The sequence below is a fragment of the Streptomyces rhizosphaerihabitans genome (assembly GCF_025399795.1).
Taxonomy (GTDB): Bacteria; Actinomycetota; Actinomycetes; order Streptomycetales; family Streptomycetaceae; genus Streptomyces; species Streptomyces rhizosphaerihabitans.
This window is the reverse complement of the sequence record NZ_JAODTZ010000054.1, coordinates 29,434-53,605: the sequence shown is the minus strand read 5'-3', so window position 1 is coordinate 53,605 and position 24,172 is coordinate 29,434. Positions and strand designations below refer to the sequence as shown.

The 24,172-nt window shown below is 73.9% G+C and carries 1 protein-coding gene; it reads left to right on the top strand.

Features of this window, described 5'->3' with window-relative positions:
* Positions 1-70: 70 nt before the first annotated feature.
* The gene (locus tag N4G66_RS36905; protein ID WP_261708684.1) at positions 71-24,169 is read left to right on the top strand and encodes a non-ribosomal peptide synthase/polyketide synthase; all 24,099 of its coding nucleotides are present in this window, start codon (positions 71-73) and stop codon (positions 24,167-24,169) included.
* Positions 24,170-24,172 lie beyond the last annotated feature (3 nt).

Below are 24,172 nucleotides of genomic sequence, written 5' to 3'. Positions count from 1 at the left end.
GGTGCTCCCTGGCGCGCCCTCCCCCCCCACCCTCCCCCCACGTCTGTCCCACTCCCGGAGGTATCCCCCCATGCCCCGTCCCGACGGCGACTCCCTTCCGCTGACAGCGGCCCAGCGCGAGATCTGGCTTGCCGAGCAGAGTTCCCGGACGCCGATCCCGGGCTACCGCGTCGGCGAGTGCCTGGAGATCCACGGGCCGGTGGACCGGGAGCTGTTCGAGACCGCGCTGCGCCGGGTGGTCGGCGAGGTCGACGCCCTGCACGTGACCTTCGTCGACGACGGCGAGGGCCCGCGCCAGGTCCTCAGGGAGAGCTGGGACTGGGCTCCGGCCCACCTCGACCTCAGCGGGGAGCCCGACCCCCGGGCGGCGGCCGTGGAATGGATGGAGCGGGACCTGCTGCGCCCGCTGGACCTCGCTCGTGACCCGCTGTTCGGCCACGCGCTGATCAAGGCGTCGCCGACGGAGTACCTCTGGTACCTGAACTACCACCACGTGGTGCTGGATGCGATCAGCAGCTCCATGCTCCGGCAGCGGGTCGGCGAGGTGTACTCGGCACTGGCCGAGGGCGGCGCCGTGCCGCCCTGCCCGTTCGGCTCGCTGCGGGACCTGGTCGACAGCGACGCCGCCTACCGCGCCTCCACCGACTTCGCCGCCGACCGCGCCTACTGGACCGAGCGCTTCGCCGACCTGCCCGCCCCGACCCGGCTCACCGACGCCTCCGCGACCGACCCGCACCGCGCCCTCCGGCTGGCCGACGAGCGGGAACTGCGCCGCCCGGACGCCCTGCGGGCGGCGGCCGGACGTTCCGGCGTCCGGTGGTCCCGGCTGGTGGTCGCGGCGACGGCGCTCTACGCCCACCGGCTGACCGGCAACCAGGACGTGGTGCTCGCCCTGCCCGTCACCGCCCGTCGGGGCGCCGACCGCGACCTGACGGCGGTGCCGGGCACGACGTCCAACGTGGTGCCGCTGCGGCTGACGGTGCGGCCGGACATGCCGTGGCGCGAACTCGTCGCCCAGGCGGCGCGGGAGGTCGAGACGGCCGTCGCGCACGAGCGCTACCGCAGCGAGGACCTGCTGCGGGACCTCGGCGCCCCCGGCAGTATCGGGACGGCGTTCCCGCTGATCGTCAACATCATGGCCTTCAACTCCAGGCCGAGCTTCGCCGGGCACCCGGCCTCCGTGCACCACTTCGTGTCCGGGTCGACCACCGACCTCGCCGTCTGGGTCTTCGACTACCGGGACGGCAACCCGCCGCTGCTCCGGCTGCACGGCTCGCCGGAAGCGTACGGCGACGACGGCCTCGCCGCGCACCAGCAGCGGCTGCTTGCCCTGTTCGACGCCGTCGCGGACTGCGACCTGGACGAGCCGGTGGGGCGGATCGAACTGCTCACCGCCGAGGAGCGCCGCGAGCTGGCGGTGCTCGGCGCCGGGCCGGTGGCGCCGGCCCCGGCCGCGAGCCTGCCGGAGCTGTTCCGGGAGCACGTCCGGGCGACTCCGGAGCTGGTCGCGCTGGTGTGCGGCGACGTCTCGCTGACATACGCGGAACTGGACGCGCGGGCGAACCGGCTGGCGCACGCCCTGATCGCGCGGGGTGCGGGGCCGGAGCGGCTGGTGGCGGTGGCGCTGCCGCGCTCGGCGGAGCTGGTGGTGGCGATCCTCGCGGTGCTGAAGACCGGCGCTGCGTACGTTCCGGTCGACCCCGAGTACCCGGCCGCCCGGATCGCGTACCTGCTCGACGACGCGCGGCCGACGCTGGTGGTCACCGACTCCCGCAGCGGGGACCGCCTGCCGGACAGCGGTCCTGTCGACCGGCTGGTGCTCGACGCCCCTGAGACGGCCGCCCTGGTGGCGGATTGCCCGGCGGCCGACCCGATGGTGGCCGTCGACCCGGGTCACCCGGCGTACGTCATCTACACCTCCGGTTCCACCGGCAGGCCCAAGGGCGTGCTGCCGACCCACGGCGGCCTGCTCGACCTGCTCGCCGACCTCCGGCAGGTGCACTTCGCGCCGGTGCTGAAGGCGCGGCAGCGGCTGCGGGTGGCGCTGACCACCTCGGTGTCCTTCGACGCCTCCTGGAACCAGTTGCTCGCCCTGTTCGGGGGCCACGAACTGCACGTCCTGGAGCACGCGACCTGGACCGACCCCGACGCCTTCGTCGGTTACGCGGCGCGGTGCGGACTGGACTACATCGAAGCCACCCCGTCCTATCTCCAAGTGCTCGTCTCCCACGGGCTGTTGAGCGACCCGCAGCGGCGCCCGGCACTGGTCGCGGTGGGCGGCGAGGCCGTCCCGGAGCGGCTGTGGGAGCAGCTGCGGGCGGCGGAGGGGGCATCCTGCCTCAACCTCTACGGGCCGTCCGAATGCACCGTCAACTCGGTGGTCGCACAGCTGGGTTCGAACGCACGCCCGGTGATCGGCCGACCCGTCACCAACGCCCGGCTGTACGTGCTCGACAGTGCCCTGCGGCCGCTGCCGACCGGTGCGGCGGGTGAGCTGTACATCGCGGGCGCGGGACTGGCCCGCGGCTACCTCGACCGGCCGGGGCTGACCGCCGGGCGGTTCGTCGCCGACCCGTTCGGGCCGAGCGGGTCGAGGATGTACCGCACCGGGGACCTGGTGCGCTGGGACGAGGCCGGGAACCTGGAGTTCCTCGGCCGCACCGACGACCAGGTCAAGATCCGCGGCTTCCGGGTCGAGCTCGGCGAGATCGAGGCCGTCCTCGCCGAGCACCCGCAGGTCTCCCGGGCCGCCGTGATGGTGCGCACCGAGGGGGAACCCCGGCTGGTGGCCTACGCGGTGCCCGAGCCCGGCGCCACCGTGACCGACACCGCCCTGCGCGACCACCTGCGGGACCGGCTGCCCCGGCAGCTGGTGCCGGCCGCGTACGTGCTGCTGGACGCGCTGCCGCTGACCCCGAACGGCAAGCTCGACCGGCGGGCCCTCCCGGCGCCCGAGCGAGCGTCCGCCGCGCCGGGCCGGGCACCGCGCACCGCGACCGAACACCTGCTCGTCGGGCTGTTCGCCGAGGTGCTCGGGGTGTCCGAGCCCGGGCTGGACGACAGCTTCTTCGACCTCGGCGGGCACTCCCTGCTGGCCACCCGACTGGTCGCCCGGGCCCGCTCGATCCTCGGCGTGGAGCTGCGGCTCGGCGACCTGTTCGACGCGCCGACGGTCGCGGAACTGGCGGCGGCGGTGGACGTCGCGGGCCGGGCGCGGCCGGCTCTGCGGCGGTGTGAGCGGTCCGAGGTGGTTCCGCTGTCCTTCGCGCAGCGCCGGCTGTGGTTCCTGCACCGCATGGAGGGCCCGAGCGCCACGTACAACATCCCGCTGGCGCTGCGGCTGTCCGGGAACCTGGACCAGCGGGCCCTGGAAGCCGCCCTGGCGGACGTGGTCGAACGGCACGAGAGCCTGCGCACCGTCTTCCCGGTGCTCGACGGCGTGCCCTGCCAGCGGGTGCTGGACCCGGGCGCGGCACGGCCGCGGCTGCGGGTGACCGAAGTGGGCGAGCGTGACCTGCCGGAGCGGCTGGCGGAGGCGGCCCGGCACGGCTTCGAGCTCTCCGAGGAGTCGCCGCTGCGCGCCGAACTGTTCCGGCTCGGCGCCGAGGAGCACGTGCTGCTGCTGGTGGTGCACCACATCGCCGGTGACGGCTGGTCGACGGGGCCGCTCCTGCGGGATCTGACGAGCGCCTACGCGGCCCGTGCCGAGGGGGCGAAGCCGGAGTGGTCGCCGCTGCCGGTCCAGTACGCCGACTACGCCCTCTGGCAGCGGGAACTGCTGGGCGACGGCGCGGACCCGGGCAGTCTGTTGAACAGTCAACTCGCCTACTGGCGCGATCAATTGGCGGATCTTCCTGAGCAGGTCGAGCTGCCGTTCGACCGGCCCCGGCCGGCGGCGATGTCCTACCGGGGCGCCCACCTGCCGGTACGGATCGACGCCGAGCTGCACCAGGGCCTGCGCGTGCTCGCCCGGGACGGCGGGGCCAGCCTCTTCATGGTGCTCCAGGCCGGGCTGGCCGCCCTGCTGGGCAAGCTGGGCGCGGGCACCGACGTACCCGTGGGCACGCCGATCGCCGGACGCACCGACGAGGCCGCGGACGACCTGGTCGGCTTCTTCGTCAACACCCTGGTGCTGCGCACCGACCTCTCCGGCGACCCGTCGTTCACCGAACTGCTGGGCAGGGTGCGGGCCGACGCGCTGGCCGCGTACGCGCACCAGGACGTGCCCTTCGAGCACCTGGTGGAGGCGCTGAACCCGGCCCGTTCGCTGGCGCACCACCCGCTGTTCCAGACCATGCTCGCCCTGCAGAACGCGCCGCTGGGCACGTTCGACCTGCCCGGGCTGCGGGTGGCGAGCGACCTGGTCCACACCGGGACGGCCAAGTGCGACCTGACCTTCATCCTGGCCGAACAGCCAGGTGAGGACGGCCTGTCGGGTGTGGTGGAGTACAGCACCGACCTGTTCGACGAGGCCACCGTGACCGGGATCGTCGAGCGGTGGCTGCGGCTGCTGTGCGCCGTCGTCGCCGACCCCGGCCGGCGGATCGGCCAGGTGGACGTGCTGTCCGCCGGCGAGCTCCGCGCGCTGTTCCCGGCGCGTACCGACCGGAGCGAGGGGTCGTCGGAGAGCAGCCTGACCGCGCTGTTCGAGCGACAGGTACGGGCGAACCCGGCCGCCGTCGCCCTCACCGACGGCGAAGTCACCCTGACGTACGGCGAGTTGAACGCCCGCGCGAACCGGCTCGCGCACGCCCTGATCGACCGGGGGGTGGGGCCGGAGCAGCGCGTGGCGCTGGCCCTGCCGCGCTCGGCGGAGCAGGTCGTGGCGGTGCTCGCCGTGCTGAAGGCGGGCGGCGGCTACCTGCCGGTGGACCCGCAGTACCCGGCCGCCCGGATCGCCTACCTGCTCCAGGACGCCCGGCCCGCGCTCCTCGTGACCACGAGCCGGACCGGCGACCTGCCGGGCGCGGACCCGGTGGACCGGCTGCTGCTGGACACCGCCGACCTGGACGGGCTGCCGGACACCGACCCGGAGGTCTCCCTCGACCCGGGCCACCCCGCCTACGTCATCTACACCTCCGGGTCCACCGGCAACCCCAAGGGCGTGGTGGTCACGCACCGGAACGTGGTGCGGCTGTTCGGCACGACCGAGAAGCTGTTCGGCTTCTCCGCAGAGGACGTCTGGACGCTCTTCCACTCCTACGCCTTCGATTTCTCTGTGTGGGAGTTGTGGGGCCCGCTGCTGCACGGCGGCCGTCTGGTGGTCGTGGACCACGAGACCAGCCGCTCGCCCGGCCGCTTCCTGGAGCTCCTCGCCCGCGAGCGGGTGACCGTGCTCAACCAGACGCCGTCCGCGTTCTACCAGCTGATGCAGGCGGACGCGGAGGCCCCGGAGACCGGCCGCCCGCTCGCGCTGCGCACGGTGGTGTTCGGCGGTGAGGCGCTGGAGCACGCCCGGCTGGCGAGCTGGTACGAGCGGCACCCGGACGACGCGCCGCTGCTGGTCAACATGTACGGCATCACCGAGACCACGGTGCACGTCACGTACGCGGCGCTCGACCGATCCGGCGGCGCCGTCGGCGGGATCGGCACGGCCGTTCCGGACCTGCGGACGTACGTGCTGGACGCCCACCTGCGGCCGGTGGCCCCGGGTGTGCCCGGCGAGCTGTACGTCGCGGGTCCAGGGCTGGCGCGCGGTTACCTGGACCGGCCCGGCCTGACCGCCGGGCGCTTCGTGGCCGACCCGTTCGGACCGCCGGGATCGCGGATGTACCGCAGCGGCGACGTGGTGCGCCGCGCGGCGGACAACAGCCTGCACTACGTCGGCCGGGCCGACCAGCAGGTGAAGGTGCGCGGCTTCCGGATCGAGCTCGGCGAGATCGAGGCGGCGCTGGCCGAGCACCCCGGCGTCGCCCAGGTCGCCGTCCTGGCCCGGCAGGACCGGGCCGACGACACCCGGCTGGTCGCGTACCTGGTGCAGGCCGCGGGCGCCGTACCGAGTCCGGCCGACCTGCGTGGGCACCTGCGCGAGCGGTTGCCGGAACACATGGTGCCGTCGGCGTTCGTCGTGCTGGACACGCTGCCGCTGACCGCCAACGGCAAGCTGGACCACCGGGCCCTGCCCGCCCCCGACCTCGCCCCGACGGCCTCCCCCAGCCTCCGGCCGGGGGGACCCCCAACCCGCGCGCCGCGCACCCCGCAGGAGCAGGTCCTCTGCGAGCTGTTCGCCGAGGTCCTGGGCGTGGCGTCGGCCGGCGTCGAGGACGGCTTCTTCGACCTGGGCGGGCACTCGCTGCTGGCCACCCGCCTGGCCGCCCGGATCCGCGCGACGCTCGGCGTGGAAATGCCGCTGCGCACCCTGTTCGAGGCGCCGACCCCGGCCGGCCTGGCCGCCGCCCTGGTGGCGGCCGGACCGGCGCAGACCGCCCTGGCACGGCGCGAACGCCCCGAGGCGATCCCGCTGTCGTTCGCGCAGCGGCGGCTGTGGTTCCTGCACCAGCTGGAGGGCGCCGGCGCGAACTACCACATCTCCCTGGCCTGGCGGCTGTCCGGGGATCTGGACCGGCCCGCCCTGGAGTCCGCCGTGGCGGATGTGGTCGAGCGGCACGAGAGCCTGCGCACCGTCTTCCCGGCGGTCGACGGAGTGCCGTACCAGCAGGTGCTGGACGTCGAGGCATCCCGCCCGCGGCTGCTCGTCAGCCGGACCACCGAGTCCGAGCTGCCGGACGTCATGGCGGAAGCGAAGGCCCGTCGGTTCGACCTGGCGGTCGATGTGCCACTGCGTGCCGGGCTGTTCGAGCTGGCGGCGGACGAGCACGTGTTCCAGGTGGTCCTCCACCACATCGCGGGTGACGGCTGGTCGCTGGGCCCGCTCGCGCAGGGCCTGACCGCCGCCTACGCGGCGCGCCGCCGCGGCGAGGAGCCGCAGTGGGAGGAGCTGCCGGTCCAGTACGCCGACTACACCCTGTGGCAGCACGAGCTGCTCGGCGACGCGGCCGACGGGGACAGCCTGTTCGCCCGCCAGGCGGCCTACTGGACCCGGCAGCTGGCCGATCTGCCCGAGCAGCTCCAGCTGCCCGGCGACCGGCCCCGCCCGGCGGTCGCCTCGCACCGGGGCGGTTCCGTGCGTGCCGGGCTGGACGCCGAGCTGCACCGCGGGCTGCGCGAACTCGCCCGCGCCCACGGCACCAGTCTGTTCATGGTGCTTCAGGCCGGTCTTGCAGTGCTGCTGAGCAAGCTCGGCGCGGGCGACGACATCCCGGTCGGCAGCCCGGTCGCGGGCCGTACCGACCAGGCGCAGGACGAGCTGGTCGGCTACTTCGTCAACACCCTGGTGTTCCGTACCGACACCTCGGGCGATCCGACGTTCGCCGAACTGCTGGGCCGGGTCCGGGAGACCGCGCTGGCCGGGTACGCGCACCAGGACCTTCCGTTCGAGTACCTGGTCGAGGCCCTCAACCCGGTCCGGTCGCTGGCGCACCACCCGCTGTTCCAGGTCATGCTGGTGCTGCAGAACGCGCCCCGGGCCGACTTCGCGCCGTCCGGGCTGCGCGTCGGCGACATGCCGTCGACGTCGACCACCGCCAAGCTCGACCTGATCTTCACCATGTCCGAGCGGCACGCGCAGGACGGCTCCCCGGAGGGGATCGACGGGTCCGTCGAGTACACCGGCGACCTGTACGACCCGGCCACCGTCGAGACGATGATCGAGCGGTGGGAGCGGCTGCTCCGCGCCGTGGTCGCCGACCCGCAGCGGCGGCTCAGCCGGTTCGGCCTGCTCACCGCCGAGGAGCACGATGAGTTGACGGCGCTGGGTACCGGCCCGGCGGCCCAGGCCTTCACCGAGAGCCTGCCGGAGCTCTTCAGGGCTCAGGTGCGTGCGACTCCCCACGCCGTCGCGCTGGTGGGGCCGGAAGCATCGCTGACATACGCGGAGTTGGACGCGCGGGCGAACCGGCTGGCGCACGCTCTGATCGCGCGGGGTGCGGGGCCGGAGCGGCTGGTGGCGGTGGCGCTGCCGCGCTCGGCCCAGCTGGTGGTGACGATCCTGGCGGTGCTGAAGACCGGCGCCGCTTACGTTCCGGTCGATCCGGAGTACCCGGCCGCGCGGATCGCGTACATGCTCGACGACACCCGACCGGTCCTGGTGGTGACCGACACCCACACCCGGGGCCGGCTGCCGGACACCGGTCCCGCCGGATGGCTGGTGGCCGACGACCCGGAGACGACCGCGCTGGTGGTGGGGTGCCCGTCCACGGACCCTGCGGTGGCCGTCGACCCGGGCCATCCGGCCTACGTCATCTACACCTCCGGTTCCACCGGCAGGCCCAAGGGCGTGGTGGCGACGCACGGTGGCCTGTCCAACCTGTTCGCCGACCAGTGTCCGCTGGTCTTCCGGACGGGGGAGCGGGTACGGATGGGGCTGACCACGTCGGTGTCGTTCGACGCCTCCTGCGACCAGATGTTCGCCCTGTACGCCGGCCACGAGCTGCACGTCCTGGACGAGGCGACCTGGACCGACCCGGACGCCTACCTCGAGTACGCGGCGCGGGCCGGGCTGGACACGGTCGGCGGTACCCCGTCCTACCTGCAAGTCCTTGTCGAACACGGCCTGTTGGACAACCCGCGGTGGCGTCCGTCGCTGGTCGGGCTGGGCGGGGAGACCGTTCCGGAGCAACTGTGGGAACGGTTGCGGGCGGCCGACGGGGTGTTCGCCCTGAACTACTACGGGCCGGCCGAGTGCACGGTGGACTCGACCTTCGCACCGCTGGAGTCGAGCCCGCACCAGGTGATCGGCCGCCCGCTCGGCGGTGTCCGGTTGCACGTGCTCGACGCCGCGCTGCAGCCGGTTCCCGCGGGTGTGCCGGGTGAGCTGTACATCGCCGGTGCGGGGCTGGCGCGCGGCTACCTGAACCGGCCGGGCCTGACCGCGGGACGGTTCGTGGCGGACCCGTTCGGTCCCGGCGGTTCGCGGATGTACCGCACCGGTGACCTGGTGCGGTGGGGATCGGACGGGAACCTGGAGTTCCTCGGCCGCATCGACGACCAGGTCAAGCTCCGGGGATTCCGGATCGAACTCGGCGAGATCGAGGCGGCACTGGCGGAACACCCGCAGGTCGCGCAGGCCGCCGTGACCGTCCGGCAGGACCGGGCGGGGGACACTCGCCTGGCCGCCTACCTGGTGCCCGCCACCGGGGCGGAGCTTCGGCCGGAAGACCTGCGGGCGCACCTGCGCGAGCGGCTGCCCGACTACATGGTGCCGGCCGCGTTCGTCGCCCTCGACGTGCTGCCGCTGAACGCCAGCGGCAAGCTGGACCGGCGCGCCCTGCCCGAGCCCGAGTACGCGGGGTCGCGGGCCGGCCGGGCCCCGCACACTCCTCAGGAACACGTGCTGGCCGGGCTGTTCGCAGAGGTGCTGGGCCTGCCTCAGGTCGGTGTCGACGACGACTTCTTCGACCTCGGCGGGCACTCCCTGCTGGCCACCCGGTTGGTGGCCCGGGTCCGTGCGGCCCTGGGCGTGGAACTGGCGCTGCGCACCCTGTTCCAGACCCCGACGGTGGCCGGGCTGGCCGCCGGGCTGGGCGGCGCGGACCGGGCCCGGCTCGCCCTGAGGAGGGCGGAGCGGCCCGTGGGGGCACCCCCGGCCGAAGGCTGGGGGACGGTGCCGCTGTCGTCCGCTCAGCGGAGGCTGTGGTTCCTGCGCCAGCTGGAGGGCGCCGACTCGGTCTACAACATGCCGCTCGCGTGGCGGCTCTCGGGGCCACTGGACCTGGCGGCCCTGGAGACGGCGCTGGGCGACGTCGTCGACCGGCACGAAACCCTGCGCACGGTCTTCCCGGCCGTGGACGGAGTGCCCCACCAGCAGGTGCTGGCCACCGCAGAGGCGCGCCCGGGGCTGTCGGTCACCCCGGCCGACGAGACGGTCCTGCCGGAACTGCTGGCGGGGGCCGCGGCGCGCGGATTCGACCTCGCGGCCGAACCGCCGCTGCGTGCCGAGGTGTTCGAGGTTTCGGCGGACGAGCACGTGCTGCTCCTGGTGATGCACCACATCGCCGGTGACGGCTGGTCGCTGGGCCCGCTGGCCGCCGACCTGGCCACCGCGTACGCGGCACGCCGCCAGGGCGAGGAACCGGGGTGGGCACCGCTGCCGGTGCAGTACGCCGACTACACCCTGTGGCAGCAGGAGCTGCTCGGCGACCCGGCCGACCAGGACAGCCTGTTCGCCCGCCAGCAGGCCTACTGGACCGAGCAGTTGGCCAACCTGCCGGAGCAGATCCGGCTCCCCGCCGACCGCCCTCGCCCCGCGACCCCCTCCTGCTCCGGCGGCCACCTCGCGATCGAACTGGACGCCGAACTGCACGCCGGGCTGATCCGGCTGGGCCGGGAGCACGGCGCCAGCGTGTACATGGTGCTGCAGGCCGCCCTGGCATCGCTGCTGGACAAGCTCGGCGCGGGAACGGACATCCCGGTCGGCAGCCTGATCGCGGGCCGGACCGACGAGGCCCTGGACGACCTCGTCGGATTCTTCGTCAACACCCTGGTGCTCCGCACGGACACCGGTGGCGACCCGGCCTTCGCCGAGCTCCTCGGCCGGGTCCGCGAGGGCGCGCTGGCCGCGTACGCGCACCAGGACCTGCCGTTCGAGCACGTCGTCGAGGCCCTCAACCCGTCCCGGTCGCTCGCCCGCCAGCCGCTGTTCCAGGTGCTGCTCGCGCTGCAGAACGTGCCCCGCACCGAGTTCGCGCTGGACGGTCTGGCCGCCGAGATCGTCCTGGTGCGGACGCCGACGGCGATGTTCGACCTCGGTTTCCACCTGCTGGAGCGCGGCGGCACCGGCGGGCCGGCCGAGGGCATCGTCGGGCGGGTCGAGTACAGCACCGACCTCTTCGACCCCGCCACGGTGGAGGCACTGGTCGCCCGGTGGCTGCGTCTGCTGGCGTCGGTGGTCGCCGAACCGGACCGGCCGCTGAGCCGGATCGACGTCCTCACCGCCGAGGAACGGCACGAACTGCTGGTCGTACGCAACGACACCGCCTGCCCGGCTCCCGATGCCGGCCTGCCCGCTCTGTTCGAGGCGCAGGTCCGGGCGACCCCGGAGGCTCCGGCGGTGGTGTTCGAGGACACCGTGCTGACCTACCGGGAGCTGAACCGAAGGGCCAACCGCCTGGCGCATGCGCTGATCGCGCGCGGGGTGGGGCCGGAGCAGGTCGTCGCCCTGCGGCTGCCGAGGTCGACCGAGCTGGTGGTCGCCGTCCTCGCGGTCCTCAAGACGGGCGCGGCCTATCTGCCGGTCGACCCGGACTACCCGGCGGCCCGTATCGCGTACATGCTCCAGGACGCGCGGCCGGCCGTGGTGCTCGACGACCTCGCGGCCGTCACACCGGACGGGGACCTGCCGGAGCACGATCCGGCAGCCGCCGTGGACGCGCGGCACCCGGCCTACGTCATCTACACCTCGGGTTCCACCGGCCGGCCCAAGGCCGTGGTGATGCCCGCCGCCGGGCTGCTGAACCTGCTGGCGTGGCACCACAAGGCCGTCGGTGGCGAACCCGGCACGCGCACCGCGCAGTTCACCGCGATCAGCTTCGACGTCTCCGTACAGGAGATGCTCTCCGCGCTGCTGTACGGCAAGACCCTCGTGGTGCCGACCGAGGAGCAGCGCCGCAGCGCCGAGCTGTTCGCCCGCTGGCTGGACCGGCACGGGATCGAGGAGCTGTTCGCGCCCAACCTGGTGGTCGAGGCGCTGGCCGAGGCCGCCGAGGAGGCCGGGCTGGAACTGCCCGACCTGCGGCTGGTCGCCCAGGCCGGTGAGGCGATGCGTCTGGGCAGTGCCGTGCGCCGCTTCCAGACCCGCCGGCCGGGCCGGGAGCTGCACAACCACTACGGGCCCGCCGAGACCCATGTGATCACCGCCTACCCGCTGCCGGCCGACCCCGCCGACTGCCCGCTGCCGGTGCCGATCGGTCGGCCGATCGCCAACTGCCAGGCATACGTGCTGGATTCGGCGCTGCGACCGGTCGCCCCCGGCGTGCTGGGCGAGCTGTACCTCGCCGGGGCGGGACTCGCCCGCGGCTACCTGAACCGGCCCGGGCTCACCGCCACGCGATTCGTCGCCAACCCGTACGGTCCGGCCGGCGTGCTGATGTACCGCACCGGTGACCTGGTCCGCTGGCGCGGCGACGGAGAGCTGGAGTTCGCGGGCCGGGTGGACCACCAGGTGAAGATCCGCGGGTTCCGGGTCGAGCCGGGCGAGATCGAGGCCGAGCTGGCCGCGCACCCGGGTGTCGCCCAGGTCGCGGTGCTCGCCCGGGAGGACCGGCTCGTCGCGTACGTCGTCCCGCCGGCCGGGACCGGGGCGACCGCGGCGGCGCTGGCGGCGTACCTGCGCGACCGGGTGCCGGACCACCTGGTGCCGTCCGCGTTCGTGCTGCTCGACGCGCTGCCGCTGACGCCGAACGGGAAGCTGGACCGGGCGGCGCTGCCCGCGCCCGAGCCGGGCACGACCGCCGGCGGCCGGGCGCCGCGCACGCCGCAGGAGCAGATCCTGTGCGAGCTGTTCGCCGAGGTGCTGGGCGTGCCGCGGGTCGGGGTCGACGACGGCTTCTTCGACCTGGGCGGGCACTCCCTGCTCGCCACCCGGCTGGTCTCGCGGGTCCGGGCGACCCTCGGGGTCGAGCTGGAACTGCGCAGCCTGTTCCGGGCGCCGACACCCGCCGGGCTCGCGGCCGGGCTGCACGACGCCGGCACCGCGCGGCAGGCCCTGGTACCCCGGCCCCGCCGCGATCCGATGCCGCTGTCGTTCGCCCAGCGCCGGCTCTGGTTCCTCCAGCAGTTCGGGGCGCCGAGCGCGACCTACCACATGCCGCTCGCCCTGCGGCTGTCCGGCGACCTCGACCGGGCCGCGCTGAGCGCCGCGCTCGCGGACGTGGTGGCCCGGCACGAGACCCTGCGCACGGTCTTCCCGCACACCGCCGGAGTCCCGTACCAGCGGGTGCTGGACGCCGGTGAGGCCGCCGTCCCGCTGACCGTACGCGCGGCCGGTGAGGCGGAGGTGCCCGCCCTGCTGCGCGAGGCGGCGGTACGGGCGTTCGACCTGACCTCGGAAGTACCGCTGCGGGCGGAGCTGTTCGCGCTCGCCCCGGACGAGCACGTGCTGCTGCTGGTGATGCACCACATCGTCGGGGACGGCTGGTCCATGGGCCCGCTGGCCCGTGACCTGGCCACCGCCTACACCACCCGGCAGGGTGGCGGGGCTCCGGCATGGCCGCCGCTGCCGGTCACCTACGGCGACTACACCCTGTGGCAGCACGAGATCCTCGGCGACGAGCACGACACGGACAGCGTGTTCGCCCGCCAGGTCACCTACTGGACCGAGGCGCTGGCCGGGCTGCCCGAGCAGTTGCAGCTGCCTGCCGACCGACCGCGCCCGGCCACCATGTCGTACGGCGGCGACCTGCTGGAACTCCGGATCGACGCCGAACTGCACGCGGCACTGGTGGAGTTGGCCCGAAGGTCGGGTGCCACCCTGTTCATGGTGCTGCAGGCCGCGCTCGCCGCGTTGTACACGCGGCTGGGTGCGGGCACGGACATCCCGATCGGGTCTCCGATCGCGGGGCGTACCGACGAGGCGCTGGACGAGCTGGTCGGGTTCTTCATCAACACGCTGGTGCTGCGGACCGACACGAGCGGTGATCCGAGTTTCGCCGAGCTGCTGGGTCGGGTGCGGGAGACGGCGCTGTCGGCGTACGCGCACCAGGACGTGCCCTTCGAGCACCTGGTGGAGGCGCTGAATCCGTCCCGCTCGCTGTCGCACCACCCGCTGTTCCAGACCGGTCTTGTCGTGCAGAACGCGCCGGGCGGCGACTTCGAGCTGCCGGGTCTCCAGGTCTCCGGGGTGACCGTGCTCACCGGGACCGCGCGGCTCGACCTGACCTTCGGGTTCGCGGAGGAGCACGGGCCCGACGGCGCGCCGGCCGGGATCGGCGGTGCGGTCGAGTACAGCACCGACCTGTTCGACCGCTCGACGGTCGAGGCCCTGGTCGCCCGGTGGACCAGGCTGCTGGCCGCGGTCGCCGCCGCACCCGACCGGCCGATCGGCGGGATCGACCTGCTGTCCGCCGAGGAACGCCGCGAGCTGCTGCCCGCCGTCCAGGACGGGGCGGCCGGGGGGAGCCTGCCGGAGCTGTTCGCGGCGCAGGTGACGGCGACGCCGGACGCGGTCGCGCTCGTCTGCGGTGATGTCGAGGTGACGTACCGTCAACTCGACGCTCGGGCGAACCGGTTCGCGCACGCGCTGATCGCCCGGGGCGTCGGTCCGGAGCAGGTCGTGGCGGTGGCGTTGCCGCGGTCGGTGGAGTCGGTGGTGGCGGTCCTGGGCGTGCTGAAGGCCGGGGCCGCGTACCTGCCGGTGGATCCGGGGTACCCGGCGGCACGGATCGCGTTCATGCTGGACGACGCGCGGCCGGCCGTGGTGGTCGACGATCCGGCACTGGTGACCGAGGCTTCCGGTCGGCCGGAGACCGATCCGGATGTCGTGGTGGACGCCCGGCACCCGGCCTACGTGATCTACACCTCGGGCTCGACCGGCCGGCCGAAGGGCGTCATGGTGAGCCACACCGGCGTGTCGGGCCTGGTGGCGGCGCAGGTCGACCGGCTCGGCGTGGCGCCGGGCAGCCGGGTGCTCCAGTTCGCCTCGCCCAGCTTCGACGCGTCCTTCTGGGACCTGTGCGGTGCGGTGCTCACCGGCGCCGCCCTCGTACTGGCCCCGTCCGAGGCCCCGCTGGAGGCCCTGACGGACCGCCGGCTCGACGTCACCCACGTGACGCTTCCGCCCTCGGCGCTGGCCGCGTTGGAGAGCTCCGACCTCACGGCCACCACCCTGGTGGTGGCCGGTGAGGCCTGCACGCCGGAGCTGGTGGCCCGGTGGGCGCCGGGCCGGCGGATGATCAACGCGTACGGTCCGACGGAGACGACGGTGTGCGCGACCATGAGCGACCCGCTGTCCCCGGAGCGCGGTGTACCGCCGATCGGCCGATCGGTCGCGGGCTTCCGGGTGTACGTCCTCGACGAGCGGCTGCGCATCGTGCCGCCGGGGGTGGCGGGGGAGTTGTACGTCGCCGGCCCCGGTCTGGCGCGCGGGTACCTGAACCGGCCCGGGCTGACGGCCGGGCGGTTCGTCGCCTGCCCGTTCGGGGCCGGTGAGCGCATGTACCGCACCGGGGACGTGGTGCGCCGCCGGACCTGGGGGTCCCCCCGGCCGGTGGGGGCACCTCCCAGCCTCCCCCAGACTTCGTCCGGGGGGACCCCCATGGCTGGGGGCGCTGGGGGAGAGCTGGAGTACGTCGGCCGTGCCGACGACCAGGTGAAGGTGCGCGGCTTCCGCATCGAGCCCGGCGAGGTCGAGGCGGCGCTGGCCGAGCACCCCGCCGTCGCTCAGGCCGCTGTCCTCGCCCGGGACGACCGGCTCATCGGCTACGTCGCGGCCCGTCCCGGCACGGTCGTACGTCCGGCGGAGCTGGCGGCGTACCTGCGTGGCAGGCTGCCCGACTACCTGGTACCGGCTGTCTTCGTGGTGCTGGACATGCTGCCGCTGACGCCGAGCGGGAAGCTGGACCGGGCGGCGCTGCCCGCGCCCGAGCCGGGCACGACCGTCGGCGGCCGGGCGCCGCGCACGCCGCAGGAGCAGATCCTGTGCGAGCTGTTCGCCGAGGTGCTGGGCGTGCCGCGGGTCGGGGTCGACGACGGCTTCTTCGACCTGGGCGGGCACTCCCTGCTCGCCACCCGGCTGGCCGCGCGGGTGCGCTCGGTGCTCGGAGTGGAGGTGGCGCTGCGCGCGCTGTTCCAGGTGCCCACCGTGGCCGGTCTGGCCGAGGCGCTGGGCGGGGCCGGCCACGCCCGCCCGGCGCTGACCACGCACGAGCGGCCGGAGGCGGTGCCGCTGTCCTTCGCCCAGCGCCGACTCTGGTTCCTGCACCGCATGGACGGCACCGCCGCGACGTACCACATCCCGCTGGCGCTCCGGCTGACCGGGACGCTCGACCATGCGGCGCTGGACGAGGCGCTGGCCGACGTGGTGGCCCGGCACGAGAGCCTGCGGACGGTCTTCCCGGAGGTCGACGGCGTACCCTGCCAGCTCGTCCTCGATCCGGCAGAGGCCCGGCCCCGGGCGCGGCTGACCGAGGTGTCGGAGGCCGAACTGTTCGAGCAGCTCGCCGAGTTCGCACGACAGCCCTTCGACCTCGAGGCCGAAGCGCCACTGCGGGCGGAGCTGTTCGTCCTCGCGCCGGACGAGCACGTGCTGCTGCTGGTGATGCACCACATCGCCGGGGACGGCTGGTCCACCGACCCGCTGGCCCGCGACCTGGCCGAGGCGTACGCCGCCCGGTGCGAGGGGCGCGCGCCGCAGTGGCCGGTCCTGCCGGTGCAGTACGCGGACTACACGCTGTGGCAGCGCGACCTGCTCGGCGACGCCGCCGACCCTCAGAGCCGGTTCGCCGAGCAGCTCGACTACTGGAAGCGCCAGCTGTCCGACCTGCCGGAGCTGCTCCAGCTGCCCGTCGACCGGCCGAGGCCGGCCGTCGCCGGCTGGCGCGGGGACCACGTCGGCCTGGAGCTGAGCCCCGAACTGCACGCAGCGCTGGTGGAGTTGGCCCGAAAGTCGGGCGCGAGCCTGTTCATGGTGCTGCAGGCGGCGTTGGCGGCGCTGTACACGCGGCTGGGTGCGGGCACGGACATCCCGATCGGGTCTCCGATCGCGGGGCGTACCGACGAGGCGCTGGACGAGCTGGTCGGGTTCTTCGTGAACACGCTGGTACTGCGGACCGACACGAGCGGTGATCCGAGTTTCGCCGAGCTGCTGGGTCGGGTGCGGGAGACGGCGCTGTCGGCGTACGCGCACCAGGACGTGCCCTTCGAGCACCTGGTGGAGGCGCTCAACCCGTCCCGCTCGCTGTCCCATCACCCGCTGTTCCAGACCGTCCTGGCCGTGCAGAACGCTCCGATGGGCCGGTTCTCCCTGCCTGGCCTGGACGTCGCCACCTACGCGGTGGCCACCGGGACCGCCAAGTTCGACCTCGGTGTGAGCCTCGTCGAACAGTTCGGTCCGGACGGCAGTCCGGCGGGGATCGTCGGCGCGGTGGAGTACGCCACCGACCTGTTCGACCGCTCGACGGTCGCGGCGCTCGCCGGGCGCTGGACGCGTCTCCTGGAGGCGGTCACCGCCGACCCGGACCGGTCGATCGGACGGATCGAGCTCCTCGACGCCGACGAGCGGCACCGTTTGCTGGAGCAGGGCAACGCGACCGCCCGCGAGGTGGCGGCCGTCCCGGTGCCGCAGGCGTTCGCGGCACAGGTCGCGGCGACCCCGGACGCCCTCGCGCTGGTGTGTGGCGACACCGAGTTGACGTACCGTCAACTCAACGTCCGGGCGAACCGGTTCGCGCACGCGCTGATCGCCCGGGGCGTCGGGCCGGAGCAGACCGTGGCCGTGGCCCTGCCGCGCTCGGTGGAGTCCGTGGTGGCCGTCCTGGGCGTGCTGAAGGCCGGGGCCGCGTACCTGCCCGTGGATCCGGCGTACCCGCCGGCGCGGATCGCGTACATGCTGGACGACGCCCGGTCGGCCCTGATGGTCGACGACCCGGCGCTGGTGACCGAGGTGTCCGCCTGGCCGGACACTGATCCCGTGGTCGCGCTCGACGTCCGGCACCCGGCCTACGTGATCTACACCTCGGGCTCGACCGGCCGCCCCAAGGGCGTGGTGGTCGGCCACGGTGGTGTCGCGAGCCTGGTCGCCGCACAGATCGAGCGGTTCGCGATCGAACCCGACAGCCGGGTGCTCCAGTTCGCCTCGCCCAGCTTCGACGCCTCGGTGTCGGAGATCTACACCGCCCTGCTGCGCGGCGCGGCCCTGGTGCTGCCCCCCACGGCGGACCCGGTGGCCGCGCTGGCCGACCGGGACCTCGCGGTCACCCACGTGACCGTGCCCCCGTCCGTCCTCGCCGCCGTGCCGGAGGGCTCGGTGCAGGTGCCGACGCTGGTGGTGGCGGGTGAGGCGTGCCCGCCGGAACTGGTGGACCGCTGGGCGCCCGGACGCCGGATGATCAACGCGTACGGTCCGACCGAGACCACGGTGTGCGCGACCATGAGCGACCCGCTGTCCCCAGGAGTGGGCGTCCCGCCGATCGGCCGTCCGATCGCCAACACCCGGGTGTACGTGCTGGACGAGCGGCTGCGGCCGGTGCCGACGGGCGTGGCGGGGGAGCTGTACGTCGCGGGCGCGGGACTGGCGCGCGGCTACCTGAACCGGCCGGGCCTGACGGCCGGACGGTTCGTCGCCTGCCTGTTCGGGGCCGGTGAGCGCATGTACCGCACCGGAGACCTGGTGCGCTGGCGCAACGACGGTGAGCTGGAGTACGTCGGCCGTGCCGACGACCAGGTGAAGGTGCGCGGCTTCCGCATCGAGCCCGGCGAGGTCGAGGCGGCCCTGGCCGAGCACCCCGCCGTCGCCCGGGCCGCCGTCCTCGCCCAGGACGACCGGCTCGTCGGCTACGTCGTCCCGCACCAGGGCGAGGGCCGGGACAGTGGCCTGGAAGCGGACCACGTGGGCGAGTGGCAGGACATCTACGACGCCCTGCCCATCACCCCCGAGGAAGCCGGCTTCGGCCAGAACTTCGTCGGCTGGAACAGCAGTTACGACGCGAGTCCGATCCCGGTCGAGCAGATGCGGGAGTGGCGGGACGCCACCGTGGCCCGCATCCTGGCCCTGCGCCCCCGCCGTGTGCTGGAGGTCGGCGTCGGCACCGGACTGCTGCTCTCGCAGATCGCACCGCACTGCGAGACCTACTGGGCGACGGACTTCTCCGCCACGGCGGTCGACGCGCTGACCGCGCAGGTCGCCCGGCAGGACGACCTGGCCGAGCGTGTGGTGTTGCAGACCCGCCCGGCGCACGACACCGAGGGCCTGCCGGCCGGGTGGTTCGACACCATCGTGATCAACTCGGTGGTGCAGTACTTCCCGTCCGCCGACTACCTCGCGGACGTGATCGGGAAGCTGATGCGGCTGCTCGCCCCCGGCGGCACGCTCTTCGTCGGCGACGTCCGCAACCTGCGGCTGCTGCGCCCGCTGGCCACCGCGGTCCAACTGCACCGCACCGGTGCCGACGGCGACCTCGCAGCGGTGCGCCGCGCGGTGGAGCAGGCCGTCAGGGTGGAGAAGGAACTCCTGGTCGACCCGGACTTCTTCACCGTCCTGCGGGAGCACGGCACGGACATCGGCGCGGTGGCCGTGGAGGTCAAGCGCGGCCGTCACCACAACGAACTGACCCGCTACCGCTACGACGTGACGCTGCACAAGGCCCCGGTCGTTCCGGCGGCCCCGGGCCGGACGGTCGAGCTGGAGTGGGGACACCGGCTCGCGGGACTGGCCGAGCTGCGCGAACTCCTCGCCCAGCCGCCCGCCGACGTGCTGCGGATCACCGGAGTGCCGAACCGTCGGGTGCTGCGCGAGGCCGCCCTTTCCCGGGCACTGCAGAACGGCGACGGCTCGCTCGCCGAACTGCTGGAGCGGCTGCACGGACCGGAGGAGAGCGAACTCCCCGACCCGGAGGACTTCCGGGTCATCGGGCTGGAGTTCGACCGCTGGGTGGGCGTCACCTGGTCGGCCACCGTGGCCGACGCCTTGGACGTCGTCTTCGCCGGCCCGCAGGCGCATCACGGCTCCCCGGCCGAGCCGTACCGGTCGGCCCGGACCGCCGGCACGCCGCTGTCGTCGCTGACCAATTGTCCGACCGGCAGCCGGGGCACCGGCGCCCTCATCGGCGAACTCCGCGAATGGCTGCGCGGGCGACTGCCCGACTACCTGATCCCGTCGGCGTTCGTGGCGCTGGAGACGTTGCCGCTGACGGCCAGCGGCAAGCTCGACCGCCGCGCGCTGCCCGCGCCCGACCTGGGCCCGGCCGGAGCCGGGCGGGCGCCGCGGACCCCGCAGGAACAGCTCCTCGCCGAGCTGTTCGCCGAGGTGCTCGGCCTGGCCCAGGTCGGTGTCGAGGACAGCTTCTTCGACCTGGGCGGACACTCACTGCTGGCGACCCGCCTGGCCTCCCGCGTCCGGGCGACCCTCGGCGCGGAGCTCGAGGTCCGGACTCTGTTCGAGACGCCGACCGTGGCCGGACTGGCGGCCTGCCTCGACGGCTCCGGCACGGCCCGGCCCGCGCTGACCGCCCGGCCGCGACCCATGGGGGCACCCCCGGCCGAAGGCTGGGGGAAGGTCCCGCTGTCCTTCGCCCAACGCCGCCTGTGGTTCCTGCACCGGATGGACGGCCCGAGCGCCACCTACAACATGCCGCTCGCGCTGAGCCTGACCGGCGAACTCGACCGCCCGGCCCTGCACGCCGCGCTCGCGGACGTGATCGCCCGGCACGAGAGCCTGCGGACGGTCTTCCGCGAGACGGACGGTGTGCCGTACCAGGTCGTGCTGAGCGCCTCACAGGCGCACCCGGAGTTGCCGGTGGTCGAGCTCGACGAGAGCCGGCTGGCCGGGCGGCTGGCGCAGACGGCCCGGCGAGGCTTCGACCTGGCAGCGGAGCCGCCGGTCCGGGCGGAGCTGTACGCGCTCGCCCCCGACCGGCACGTGCTGCTGGTCGTGGTCCACCACATCGCCGCCGACGGCTGGTCGATGGGGCCGCTCTCCGGCGACCTCGCGGCCGCCTACACGGCGCGCTGCCGTGGCGAGGAGCCGCAGTGGTCCCCGCTGCCGGTGCAGTACGCCGACTACACCTGCTGGCAACGCGACCTGCTCGGCGACACCGCCGACCCGGACAGCCTGTTCGCCCGGCAACTGGCCTACTGGAAGGACGAACTGGCGGGCATTCCGCAGCAGGTGCAGTTGCCCGCCGACCGGCCCCGGCCGCCGGTGGCCTCCCAGCTGGGCAGCCGGGTCGTGGTCCGGCTGGACCCCGAACTGCACCAGGCACTGCGGGACCTGGCCGCCGCGCGCGGCGCCAGCATGTTCATGGTGCTCCAGGCCGGCCTCGCCGCACTGCTCACCCGGCTCGGTGCCGGTACGGACATCCCCGTGGGCAGCCCGATCGCCGGCCGTACCGACCAGGCGCTGGACGACCTCGTCGGCTTCTTCGTCAACACCCTGGTGCTGCGCACCGACACGAGTGGCGATCCCGGCTTCGCCGAACTGCTCGGCCGGGTGCGGCAGAAGGCGCTCGCCGCCTACGACCACCAGGACGTGCCGTTCGAGTACCTGGTCGAGGTGGTCAACCCGGCCCGTTCGCTGTCGCACCACCCGCTGTTCCAGATCATGCTGGCCCTGCAGAACGCGCCGGTGGGCGAGTTCGCGCTGCCGGGTCTGTCGACCGGCCACCTGGAGGCGTCGACCGGGACCTCGCGGGTCGACCTGACGTTCAGCCTGGCCGAGCAGTTCCGCCCGGACGGCGACCCCGACGGCCTGGTCGGCGCGGTGGAGTACGCCACCGACCTGTTCGACCCGGCCACCGTGGAGCTGCTGTTCGAGCGCTGGGCGCGGCTGCTGCGCGCGGCGGTCGCCGACCCCGGTCGGCCGATCAGCCGGATCGACATCATGTCGGGCGAGGAACGCCGCCGGCTGCTGTCCCGGTCCACCGGCGCCGCGGTCGAGCTGCCCGAGGCCGCGCTGCCGGAGCTGTTCGCCCGCCAGGTGCGCGCCACCCCGGACGCGGTGGCCGTCGTGGCGGGTGCCACCGAGCTGACCTACCGGGAACTCGACCAGCGGTCCAACCGCCTCGCGCGGGCCCTGATCCGCCAGGGCGTACGACCGGAGACACCGGTCGCGGTGCTGCTGGACCGCTCGGCGGACCTCGTCGTGGCGCTCCTGGCGATCGTCAAGGCGGGCGGCGCCTACGCGCCCCTCGACTCGCGCTTCCCGCAGTCCCGGATCGACCTGATCCTGCGGGAGGCCGGGGCCGCGCTGGTGCTCACCGAGGACGTGCTGACCGCGTCGATCGAGGGTGAGCCCGACGCGTCCGGCATCGAAGTGCGCTGCGATCAGCGGCAGTTGGCGTACGTGATGTACACCTCCGGCTCGACCGGCCGGCCGAAGGGCGTGGCCGTCACCCACCGCGACGTGGTGGGCCTCGCGCTCACCCCCGAGTACCACGGCGGCGGACACGAGCGGGTGCTGATGCACTCCCCGACCGCCTTCGACCTCTCGACCTACGAGCTGTGGGTGCCGCTGCTCAACGGCGGCCGGGTCGTGGTCGCACCGCCCGAGCGGCTCGACCTCGACCTGCTGCAGCACACGATCAGTACGCACGGCGTGACCGGACTGTGGCTGACGGCCGGCCTGTTCCGCCTGGTCGCCGAGGAGCGGCCGGCCCTGCTCGCGGGGGTGCGCGAGGTGTGGACCGGCGGCGACGTGGTCTCCCCGGCCGCCGTCGCCCGGGTGCTGGAGGTCTGCCCCGGCATCGAGGTGGTCAACGGCTACGGGCCCACCGAGGCCACGACCCTGGCCACCCGCCACCCGGTGCACAGCCTCCCCGAACACGCCGCGACCGTGCCGATCGGCGGGCCGATGGCGAACATGCGCGCCTACGTGCTCGACGACCGCCTGCGGCCGGTGCCCACCGGCCTGGTCGGCGAGCTGTACCTCGCGGGGACGGGCGTGGCCCGCGGCTACCTCGGCCGACCCGGCCTGACGGCGGAGCGCTTCACCGCCGACCCGTACGGGCCGCCCGGGAGCCGGATGTACCGCACCGGCGACCTGGCGTGGTGGCCGGCCGAGGGCACACTGGAGTTCGCCGGACGGACCGACCACCAGGTCAAGCTCCGCGGCCTGCGGATCGAGCCCGGCGAGATCGAGGCGATCCTCGCGAGCTGCCCGGGCGTCGCCCAGGCGGCCGTCGTCGCCCGCGAGGACCGGCCCGGCGACAAGCGGCTGGTGGCCTACCTGGTGCCCGCCCCCGAAGGTGCGCCCGAGGCGCGCGAGCTCTCCGGGCGACTGCGCCGTGACCTGCCCGACTACATGGTGCCGTCGGCGTTCGTCACCCTGGACACGCTGCCGTTGACCGCCAACGGCAAGCTGGACCGGGCCGCCCTGCCCGCCCCCGAGTACGGGGTGCAGGGCACCGGACGCGGCCCCCGGACGCCGCGGGAGCAGCTGCTGTGCGGCCTCTTCGCCGAGGTCCTCGGCCGGGAACAGGTGCACATCGACGACAACTTCTTCGATCTGGGCGGGCACTCGCTGCTGGCCGCCCGCCTGGCCTCCCGCGTCCGCGAGACCCTCGGCCTGGAGCTCGGCCTGCGCATGCTGTTCGAGGCGCCGACCGTGGCCGGTCTCACCGAGCGCCTGGTCATGGACGACCCCGCCGACGCGCTGGACGTGGTGCTGCCGCTGCGTTCGACCGGGACCGGTACGCCGCTGTTCTGCATCCACCCCGGCGGCGGCATCAGCTGGTCGTACAGCGGGCTCCTGAACCACATCGGTCCCCAGCACCCGGTCTACGCGATCCAGGCGCGCGGCCTGGGCCGGCCCGAACCCCTGCCGACGTCCTTCGAGGAGATGGCGGCCGACTACGCCGACCAGATCCGCAAGATCCAGCCCGAGGGCCCGTACCTGCTGCTCGGCTGGTCGGCCGGCGGGCTGATCGCCCACGCGATCGCCTGCGAGCTGCAGGCGCGCGGCGAGCGGACCGCGCTGCTGGCCATCCTCGACGCCTATCCGGTGAAGGACGTGCAGTTCGAGGAGATGCCCGTGCCCACAGAGCGGGACGTGCTCGTCGGTGTGCTCGACGTCGACCCGGACGAGCTGGGCGACCGGGAGCTGACCTACGCCGAGGTTGCCGAGGTTCTGAACCGGCGGGGCAGCGCGCTGCAGGGCCTGACGGAGCAGCAGATCGAGGTCATTGTCCACATCATGATCAACAACGCGAGGCTGGCGGTCGACTTCGTCCCCGCCGGGTTCGACGGCGACCTGCTGCTGTTCAACTCGACGATCGACCGCGACGGGGACGACGCCGGGCCCGCGACCTGGCGCCCGTACATCGCGGGCCGGATCGAATCGCACGAGATCACCACCCGGCACAACCGGATGACCGAAGCCGGCTCACTGGCCCAGATCGGACCGATCCTGGCCGCCCGCCTCGCCGAGGTCGCCGGTGACACCCCGACCCACCACCAGGAGGACTGATTC